Origin of the sequence: Gluconacetobacter sp. (assembly GCF_047721585.1) — a bacterium.
Lineage (GTDB): Bacteria > Pseudomonadota > Alphaproteobacteria > Acetobacterales > Acetobacteraceae > Gluconacetobacter > Gluconacetobacter dulcium.
This window is the reverse complement of sequence record NZ_JBDNXE010000149.1, coordinates 1-8782: the sequence shown is the minus strand read 5'-3', so window position 1 is coordinate 8782 and position 8782 is coordinate 1. Positions and strand designations below refer to the sequence as shown.

The window sequence follows — 8782 nt, the reverse complement described above, 5'->3', positions numbered from 1 at the left end:
CGGGGGGACAGCGGCAGGATCGCCCCGATCCATGCCATGCTGCTGGTGACGGCGCTGCTGCTGTGCCTGCCGTGCCTGGTGATTCTGGACCAGGCGGGCACGCTGCTGCGGCTGATGCACCAGCCCGAGTCCTTTGTCGGCCCGGTGTCGTCCTTTACCCATATCCTGATGTGGGGCGTGCCGCCCGCGCTGATCGGGACCGGGGTGGTGGAGGTGGTGCTGCCGGCGCTGGATGCGCAGGGGCTGCTGCTGCGGGTGATGCCGGTGGTGGCGGTGGTGAACGGCGTGCTGAACGCGGCGCTGATCCACGGGCTGTTCGGCCTGCCGGCGCTGGGGTTGCAGGGATCGGCCCTGGCGACCGCGCTGACCATGTGGGGGAGCGCACTGGTGCTGCTGGCGATGGTGCATTCCCGGCCGCATCTGCGCCTGCTGCTGTGGCCGTTGCGGCCGTTTGCGGCCGACATGCTGGTGCTGCTGCGGCTGGGGTTGCCGATGTTCGCGGCGGCCGGAGCCGAGATCATGCTGTTCGAGGTCACGGGGTTGCAGGCGGCGACATTGGGGCCGCGCGCGCTGGCGGCGTTCCAGATCGTGTTGAGCGTGACCGCGACCACCTACATGGTGACCATGGCGCTGGGGCAGGCGGCGAATGTGCGGGCGGCCTACTGGACCGGAGCGGGGCAGCCCGAGCGGGTGCGCCGCGCGGCGCGGGTGGCGGTGGGCACCGCGATCACCGGCATGGGGGTGGTGGGGTGCCTGATCTATCTGTTGCGTGCCCGGATCGTGGCTTTCTATCTGGACCCGTCGGTGCCGGCCAATGCGGAGAGCGCGCGGATCGCCACGGCGGCGCTGCTGGTGGCGGCGATCTTTCAGATGGCCGACGGCACCCAGGCGGTGCTGGTGGGCGTGCTGCGCGGGCGGGGCGATGCCATGGTGCCGATGGTGCTGGCCATCGCCGGCTACTGGGGCGTGGGCTTTCCGCTGGCCAACTGGCTGGCCTTCCGGTGCGGGCTTGGCGTGGTGGGGCTATGGGGCGGCGTGGCGACGGCGCTGGTGGTCGTGGCGCTGATGCTGGGGGCGCGGGTTGTCTATACGCTAGGCAGGGAACGGGCGGCCGTGACGCCGCCCGAGGCCGATATCAGCGGGATTCCACGCCGATCTGCTTGATGTCATGGAAGGTCAGGTCGGGGTTCATCTCGGCCGTGCGGCGCATCATGAAGGCCGAGCCGGCGAGGAAGACGGGGTCGCCGTCCAGATCGTCGGCCATCGCCGAGCGGTTGGCCATGGCGAACAGTTCCAGCTTCGTCTTGTCGCCCACCACCCAGCGCGCGAGGTTGTAGGGGGTGGATTCGAAGCCGATGGTCACCCCGTATTCGCCGCTGAGGCGGGCCTGAAGCACGTCGAGCTGGAGCGTGCCGACCACGCCGACGATCGGCGGCGCGCCGTCCTGCGGGCGGAAAAGCTGGACCACGCCTTCCTCGGCCAGTTCGGTGAGGGCCTGGCGCAGCTTCTTGGCCTTCATCGCGTCGTCCAGACGGACGCGGCGCAGGATTTCCGGCGCGAAATGCGGGACGCCGGTGAAGCGCAGGTCCTCGCCCGCGGTGAGCGTGTCGCCGATGCGCAGCGTGCCGTGGTTGGGGATGCCCACCACGTCGCCGGCGAAGGCTTCCTCGGCCAGTTGGCGGTCGCGGGCGAAGAAGAACTGGGGCGTGTGCAGGGCGAACTGCTTGCCGGTGCGGGTGTGCTTCAGCCGCATGCCGCGCTCCAGCCGGCCCGAGCAGATCCGCGCGAAGGCCATGCGGTCGCGGTGGTTGGGGTCCATGTTGGCCTGGATCTTGAAGACCAGGGCGGTCAGGCCGGTTTCGTCCGCGCGGACGGTGCGGGTTTCGGTCGCCTGATCGCGCGGTGGGGGGCCGAAGGCCACCAGCGCGTCCAGCAGGTCGGTCACGCCGATTTCCTTCATCGCGCTGCCGAAGAAGACGGGCGTGAGGTGGCCGGCATTGAAGCTTTCGCGGTCGAAGGTCGGGAGCGCGGCCTCGGCCAGTTCCAGTTCCTCGGCCAGTTGCACCATGCGCGGGTCGGACTGCTCCAGCGGGGGCGAGACATGAAGCTGGCGCTCGCGGAGGTCGTAGGTGCCGGCGAACTGCGCGGCGCGGCCGACCGGCCAGGTGGCCGGTGCGGTGTCCAGCGCCAGGGCGGAGGAGATTTCGTCCAGCAGCGTGAACGGGTCCTGCGCCTCGCGGTCCATCTTGTTGATGAAGGTGACGATGGGGATATCGCGCAGGCGGCAGATCTCGAACAGCTTGCGGGTGCGGTCCTCGATGCCCTTGGCGGCGTCGATCACCATCACCGCCGAGTCCACGGCCGTCAGCGTGCGGTAGGTATCTTCCGAGAAATCTTCGTGGCCCGGTGTGTCGAGCAGGTTGAAGATGCAGCCGCCATATTCGAACGTCATGACCGAGGTGACGACGGAAATACCGCGATCGCGCTCGATGCCCATCCAGTCCGACCGCGTGCGGCGGCGTTCGCCCTTGGCCCGCACGTTGCCCGCCATCTGGATCGCGCCGCCAGCCCGCAGGATGCGTTCGGTCAGCGTGGTCTTGCCCGCGTCGGGGTGCGAAATGATGGCGAAGGTGCGCCGCCGGGCGATTTCGCGGGCGATGGTCGGGGCGAGGTCGGTGGAGGGCTCGGCGTTCACGGCAAAATCCATGCGGGCTGATGGTTCGGGCGGCTGGTCCCAGAAACACAGACGCCGGGCGCAGGGGATTCCCCCGCGCCCGGCGCTGCGGTCGTTGGTCTGGAAGACCGGATCAGCGCGAGTAGAACTCGATGACCAGGTTCGGTTCCATCTGCACCGGGTAGGGAACGTCCGACAGCTTCGGCGCGCGCACGAAGCGGCCCTTCATCTGGCGGTGATCGACTTCCACATATTCCGGCACGTCACGCTCGCCGCTCTGCGCCGCGTCGAGGACGATGGCGAGCTGCTTGGACTTCTCGCGGACCTCGATCACGTCGCCATCGCGCACCAGGAAGGACGGGATGTTGACCTTGCGGCCATTGACCGTGACGTGGCCGTGGCTGACGAACTGGCGGGCGGCGAACGGCGTCATCGCGAACTTCAGGCGATAGACGACCGCGTCCAGCCGGCGCTCCAGCAGGTCGATCAGGTTCTCGGAGGTGTCGCCCTTGCGGCGCACGGCCTCGTCGTAATACTTGCGGAACTGCTTCTCGCTGATGTTGCCGTAATAGCCCTTCAGCTTCTGCTTCGCCATCAGCTGGACCGAGAAGTCCGACGGCTTCTGCTTGCGGCGCTGGCCGTGCTGGCCGGGGCCGTATTCCCGCTTGTTGACCGGCGACTTCGCGCGGCCCCACAGGTTGACGCCAAGGCGGCGATTGATTTTGTACTTGCTCTCAAGGCGCTTGCTCATCGCGCGCGGTCTTTCATAGTCGATGGACGGCATCGTGGCCCGAAGGCCGGTTGCCGCCCTGTATTGCACCGGTAGGCCCTGTTCCGCATGAACAGGGCGGGCGCGAACCGCATTACCGGTGCCGGGGAGCAATCACCCGATCAGGCACCGGCCGGTCCGTCCACGTTCCCGGCAGTGGAGGCGGCCTATAGGCGGTTCGGCCCCGGCCTGTCAACCGGATGAGATGGTGGTGGTGGGCCGGGGATTGGGTTAGGATGCGGAGCGGACAAGATTTTCCGAACGGTAGAAGCGCGCGATTGCGCCCGGCGTGGACAGGCTGATCTTGGGCAGGCTGATCCGGTTGAATCGTTCCCTGTACTTCCGGCGGTTCTTTCGGGTTGCGACCGCGATGTGATGGATCATGTCCCATTTGACTCTGTCCTGAGCCCCGTCCAGTCCGCCATGGCGTTCATGCTCGAACCATGAGCGACGGAAATAGCGCAGGAGGCTTGTCGCGGTAGACGTGTCGAGCAGGATGAAGCCCGTCGCGCGTGCCAGCCTTTGCGGCAGGAACCGGGAATAATTGCCGTCCATGACCCAATGCTGGCCCGAAATGGCGGCATCGTGGAGGGTCATGAAGTCTTCATCCGCTCTTGGTACCCAATCCGTTCCGGGCAGGTGGGACAATTGATCCAGATGAATGGGCGGCAGGCCGCGTGCCCGCCCGATCGCGCTGGCCAGGGTCGATTTTCCGCTATTCGATGGGCCCATGATGCAGATTCGCGGGCCGAGCTCGGCAAGGGTCGTCATCGGGGCTCGCAGGATGAGGGCGGTCACGCGCCGCATGGCGGGAGGGATGAAAAAAAGCCGGTGTAGTACGCCGTAAAGTCCGTATAATCCACAATATCGACTGTTCCAGGTAATATTGAGGAGAAGCCATGGCCACCCCGTTTACGCAGCGCTGGCAACTATTCGTCCTGCTGGGTCTGCTGTCCGTCGCGCTGGGCATTGTTGCCTGGATCGATGCGATTTCCGTTACCCTCGCCAGTACCGTCATCATCGGCATCGTGCTGGTGATCGCGGGTGGGGCGCAGTTGTTCCATGCTTTCGCGGTGCGCGACTGGGGTGGCTTCATGCTGTCGCTGCTGGGCGGCGCGCTCTACGTCGCTGGTGGTATTTCGCTGATGTACGAGCCGGTCACGGGGTCGATTGTGCTGACGCTGTTCATTGCCGCGTGCCTGATCGTATCGGGAACCATGCGCATGCTGATCGCGGCGCGCCACCGGGAACTGAACGGCTGGTGGATCATTCTGGGCGCCGGGTTGATCAGCCTGCTGGTCGGCGTGTGCCTGTATATGACGCTGCCCTGGTCGGGGTTGTGGCTGATCGGCACCTTCATCGCGGTGGAACTGATCGCCGCCGGCGTGGGCTGGGTACAGTTCGGTCTTGCGCTACGTCAGGCGAATGCTCTGACCGGTCCCTGACGCAGGGAACCATCCAGAAGACGGATGCGGGGGGCATGGCCCCCCGTTTTCATGTCCGGGGCAGGTGCAGGCGGGTGCGCAGGTCCGCGGCCGTCAGGTCGGCCTCGAACCCGTCGGAGCCGGGCTGGAACAGACGGGCGGCCGCCAGCGGGCCGACCGCGACCGGGTCGAACCCGGCCTCGGCAATCAGGGTGCCGACCGTGCGCATGGCCGCCGGGTCGTCGCCGGCATAGGGAATGCCCAGCAATGGCGGTGGGCGGTGGGCCTCGGCGCGGATGGTCGACATATCTTCGGAATTGAAGGCGCGGACGATGTGCGCGCCGGGGAAAAAGGACTGGGTGGTGATGCCCGCGCCCTGCTCGCGCGCCGTGCTGGCGATTTCGCCATCGCGCCACGGATAGGGATTGCAGGCGTCGATCACGATTTTCCCGGTCAGCAGGTCGCGCAGGCTGGCGCCCAGGCTGGGGAGCGCGCCGTAGGGAACGGCCAGCAGCACGACATCACCGAACCGGGCGGCATCCTGCGGTGTGCCGGCCTGCGCGTTCTGGCCCAGCGCCTCGGCCGCCGCGCGGGCCGAGGCGATATCGTTGGCCGAGAGCATGACCGGATGACTGGCGCGCAGCCACAGGCCGGCCAGCGTGCTGCCGACATGACCGGCCCCGATGGTGCCGATGCGCAGCGATTGCGCCGCCAGGGCGCGGCGGGCGGGCAGCAGGGCGCATAGTCCGGCCAGGAGCGTGCGGCGGTGCATGCTGTGCGTCATGCCTGGTGCCACAGGGCCGTCAGCGGGCCGCCGGCGCCTTTTGCCGGGTCGCTGGCGGGGAAGGGGACGTGGTTCATCCGTGCGATCTCCTCGGCCGAGAGCGCGTTGCGGCGCAGGTCGAAATGCTGGTCGGGCGGGTAGGCGCCGACGACCAGAAAATCGTCATCCGAGCCGAGGTTGCGGTGGCCGGTGCCGGCGGGCAGCAGCACGACGTCACCCGCCCGGACATCGACGACCCGGCCGCCGGGGCCGCCGAGCATCAGCCGGGCCGAGCCGGACGCGACCCCCAGCACCTCGTGCGCCGTGGAATGGAAATGGTGGAAATCATAGACCCCCCAGCGCCATTGGGGTGGCCAGCCATTGGCGGTGAACAGGTCTTCGAACGCCGAAGCCGGGTCGTGGCCCGGCAGGGCCAGCACGTTGCGGTAATAGAGGACCGGCAGGTGGTCGTTGTTGGGCACCCAGTCGTTGCGCGGCAGCATAAAGGACTCGACGTCATGGTCGCGCGCGCCGGCGGCATGCACCTCCGCCCCGGCCAGCGAGAGGCCGAGACCGGCGAGGAAGGTCTGGAAAGCGCGTCGCGAGACGGTCATGTCCGGTATCCTCCAGCGGTTGGTGGAGGCGTTACTATGTCTCGTTCGTGAAACGGGCGACCAGTGAAAAGCAGTTTAAGAGGCGGTGCGCGGAGCCGCTCTGGAACCGTGCGTCGGGTCGCCGCCGGCGTGTATGTGCAGACAGGCTTGTCTCTCGGAGCCTGACCGAAAATGTGGGCTGGTGAGCGAGAGCGGCCCGTCAGGGCCGCGCCCGGCGTGTGTTTCCGAGCATCGGAGCGGAGCGGCCTTGATGGCCGTGAGCACCGAAGCGCAGGAAACGCGCGGAGGACACGCCACCAGCGCGCATTTGCGGTCAGGCTCTCAGCGCAGGGGGAGCGGGATGTGATTGACGGTGAGGATGCCGCCAGACCATTCGACATCCCAGGCCGTATCGGTGGCATCGGTATGATGCCCGACCAGATTGGCGATGATCAGGGCGGCGGCCGGCCGGGTCTGGCCGGCGGCGCGCAGGACTTCGATCAGTTCGGGCAGGTTGCGCATGCTCATATGGCCGCGGGCGGAGGCCGCGTCGGGGTTGCCGGTCAGCTCCGCCGAGCCGCTGCCTGCAAGCTGCATGTCGCCACGGCGCGCCTGTAACGTCCGGATTGTGACCGGCACGGCGACACTGTGGGCCGGGCGGCCGGCGGTCGCGGCCAGCAGGGGGCCGAGTGCCTGGGCCGGCACCGTGAAATCCGATTGGGCGTCTTGCGGCAGCAGGGATGCCAGTACGGTGTCGCCATTCATGCCCGCGCCGTGCAGGTCCAGCGAAACGGCGATGGGCTGCGTGCCGCTGCCGCCGGACAGATGCAGGTGCAGGGCGGCGAAGCGGATCTGTTTCGCGCCGGTATGGGCGACCGGTGCGGACCACGAAATGTCATATGCCCTGCCGGCCGCCAGTCCGGACAGGATCGGCTGGAGGGTCGAGAGGAAATAATCCGCCGTGCAGCCGGCATCATGATGGTTGACCAGCGCCCCCAGCAGCACGACCGACGCGGCGTCGAGGATATCGTGCATGTCGTTGGCGCTGCCGCCGGCTCCGGTGACCGTGACCGATGCGGCGTGCAGCGAAGGGGCGCCCGCGCCCGGTGAGAAATGCAGCCCGTAATTGTGGGCGGTGGCTCCGGCCGGCGAGGTGGACAGGCTGCCGGCCGTGCCGATGGCGCAGGCGGGCGGCAGCGGGGCGGCGCGTGCGGTGCCGGTCATGGCGAGAACGGTGCCGACGAGAAGCGGCAGAACGGGAATGCGCGTGATCATCGACTTGCCCCGGCAATTACGATCCTATACCGCCCTTCCTTGGCACGGGATCGTGACCGAGGCGAGGCACGCTGCGATATTCCGGCGGAGATCGCGCCGGTCCATGGTGCGGACCGCCGACTCGACTTTAAAATCCAGTGTATCCACCGCCAGCGGACTGTTTCTGATGCTCAAGCCCGATCCGTTCCTGATCAGCCTCGTCTGCACCGTGATCCTCGCCACGGTCCTGCCCTGTCGTGGCGCCGCCGTGCCGGTCTTTCAGGATCTGGCGATCGCGGTCATCGCCGTGATGTTCTTCATGCAGGGCGCGCGTCTGTCGCGCGAGGCCGTGGTGGGGGGCTTGGTGAACTGGCGGCTGCATCTGGCCATCCTGCTGTGTACCTTCGCGCTGTTTCCGCTGCTGGGGCTGGGCCTGCACGCGCTGTTTCCGAACATGCTGCATCCGTCGGTCTGGCTGGGCATCCTGTTCCTGTGCTGCCTGCCGTCCACGGTGCAGTCCTCGATCGCGTTTACCTCGATCGCGCGCGGCAATGTGCCGGCCGCCGTCTGTGCCGCGACCACGTCCAACATCCTGGGCATTTTCATCACCCCGGTCCTGACCGGGCTGGTGCTGGCGCGCCACGGCACGGCTTCGGGGCAGGGGGGCGTTGTCGCCATCATGCTGCAATTGCTGCTGCCCTTCGTGCTGGGGCAGGTGCTGCAACCGTGGCTGGGTAAATGGGCGCATCGCAACAAGCGCCTGTTGTCCATGACCGATCGCGGGTCGATCCTGATCGTGGTCTATACCGCGTTCAGCGAGGCCGTGGTGCAGGGATTGTGGCACCAGATGCCGCTCTCGCAGATCGGGCTGATCATGCTGGCGGACAGTATCCTGCTCGCCCTCGTGCTGCTGATCACCATGTCGGGCAGCCGGGTCCTGGGCTTTCCGCGGGAAGACGAGATCGCGATCGTGTTCTGCGGGTCGAAGAAGACCCTGGCATCGGGCGTGCCGATGGCGAACGTGTTGTTTCCCGCCGCGACCGTGGGGCTGGTGGTGCTGCCGCTGATGATCTTTCACCAGATCCAGCTCTTTGTCTGCGCGGTGCTGGCCCGGCGTTATGCCGATGCCTGGGAGCGCCGGCAGGAATCCGAGGCGCTCTAGAAAAGCGTTCTGACGCCTCGGAGCGTGTCCTAAAGCCGGGTTGGTGGCGGAGTGACCGCGATTGGCTGTGCGTTGGGGGTCGGGGCGGGGCACCGGGCCCGCATCAAGCCCGCTCCGCTGCCTGGAACGCACCGCCAGCCGCG

At 67.4% G+C, this 8782-nt stretch carries 9 protein-coding genes; 3 read left to right on the top strand and 6 right to left on the bottom strand.

All coding sequences use genetic code 11. From position 1 onward, the window contains the following. Positions 1–1164: MATE family efflux transporter (locus ABF821_RS18335; RefSeq protein ID WP_415531113.1), on the top strand; the 1164-nt coding region annotated here is incomplete at its 5' end. On the opposite strand, the gene ABF821_RS18330 is transcribed toward ABF821_RS18335, so the two are convergent. The 3 genes from ABF821_RS18330 to ABF821_RS18320 form a co-directional block, all read right to left on the bottom strand. After that, positions 1136–2707, bottom strand: coding sequence for a peptide chain release factor 3 (locus ABF821_RS18330; RefSeq protein ID WP_415531112.1), 1572 nt, complete (start codon positions 2705–2707; stop codon positions 1136–1138). The genes ABF821_RS18335 and ABF821_RS18330 overlap by 29 nt on opposite strands. A 100-nt stretch (positions 2708–2807) precedes the next feature. Beyond that, on the bottom strand, positions 2808–3425 hold the full coding sequence (gene rpsD / locus ABF821_RS18325; protein ID WP_182973003.1) for a 30S ribosomal protein S4: 618 nt from the start codon (positions 3423–3425) through the stop codon (positions 2808–2810). A 249-nt stretch (positions 3426–3674) separates the two neighbouring features. Next, positions 3675–4175 (bottom strand): hypothetical protein, encoded by a 501-nt coding sequence (locus ABF821_RS18320; RefSeq protein ID WP_415531111.1) that lies wholly within the window; start codon positions 4173–4175, stop codon positions 3675–3677. 167 nt (positions 4176–4342) lie between these two features. Here ABF821_RS18320 and ABF821_RS18315 point away from each other — a divergent pair, with 167 nt between their 5' ends. Continuing rightward, positions 4343–4888 carry an HdeD family acid-resistance protein gene (locus ABF821_RS18315; RefSeq protein ID WP_415531110.1) on the top strand — a complete coding sequence of 182 codons (546 nt, stop codon included), beginning with the start codon at positions 4343–4345 and terminating at the stop codon, positions 4886–4888. A gap of 49 nt (positions 4889–4937) precedes the next feature. Here ABF821_RS18315 and ABF821_RS18310 read toward each other — a convergent pair whose 3' ends face one another. The 3 genes from ABF821_RS18310 to ABF821_RS18300 all read right to left on the bottom strand — a co-directional run bounded on the left by ABF821_RS18310 (position 4938) and on the right by ABF821_RS18300 (position 7498). Then, a complete protein-coding gene (locus ABF821_RS18310) occupies positions 4938–5651 on the bottom strand; it encodes an NADPH-dependent F420 reductase (RefSeq protein WP_415531109.1) in 714 nt (237 codons plus the stop codon). Then, positions 5648–6244, bottom strand: a complete 597-nt coding sequence (locus tag ABF821_RS18305; RefSeq protein WP_182973006.1) for a cupin domain-containing protein — start codon at positions 6242–6244, stop codon at positions 5648–5650. The genes ABF821_RS18310 and ABF821_RS18305 overlap by 4 nt, the downstream gene beginning before the upstream one ends. A 321-nt stretch (positions 6245–6565) precedes the next feature. Continuing rightward, on the bottom strand, positions 6566–7498 hold the full coding sequence (locus ABF821_RS18300; protein ID WP_415531108.1) for a hypothetical protein: 933 nt from the start codon (positions 7496–7498) through the stop codon (positions 6566–6568). A gap of 166 nt (positions 7499–7664) precedes the next feature. Here ABF821_RS18300 and ABF821_RS18295 point away from each other — a divergent pair, with 166 nt between their 5' ends. Further along, complete coding sequence (locus ABF821_RS18295) at positions 7665–8639, top strand: bile acid:sodium symporter family protein (protein ID WP_415531114.1); 975 nt, start codon at positions 7665–7667, stop codon at positions 8637–8639. Positions 8640–8782: the final 143 nt, after the last annotated feature.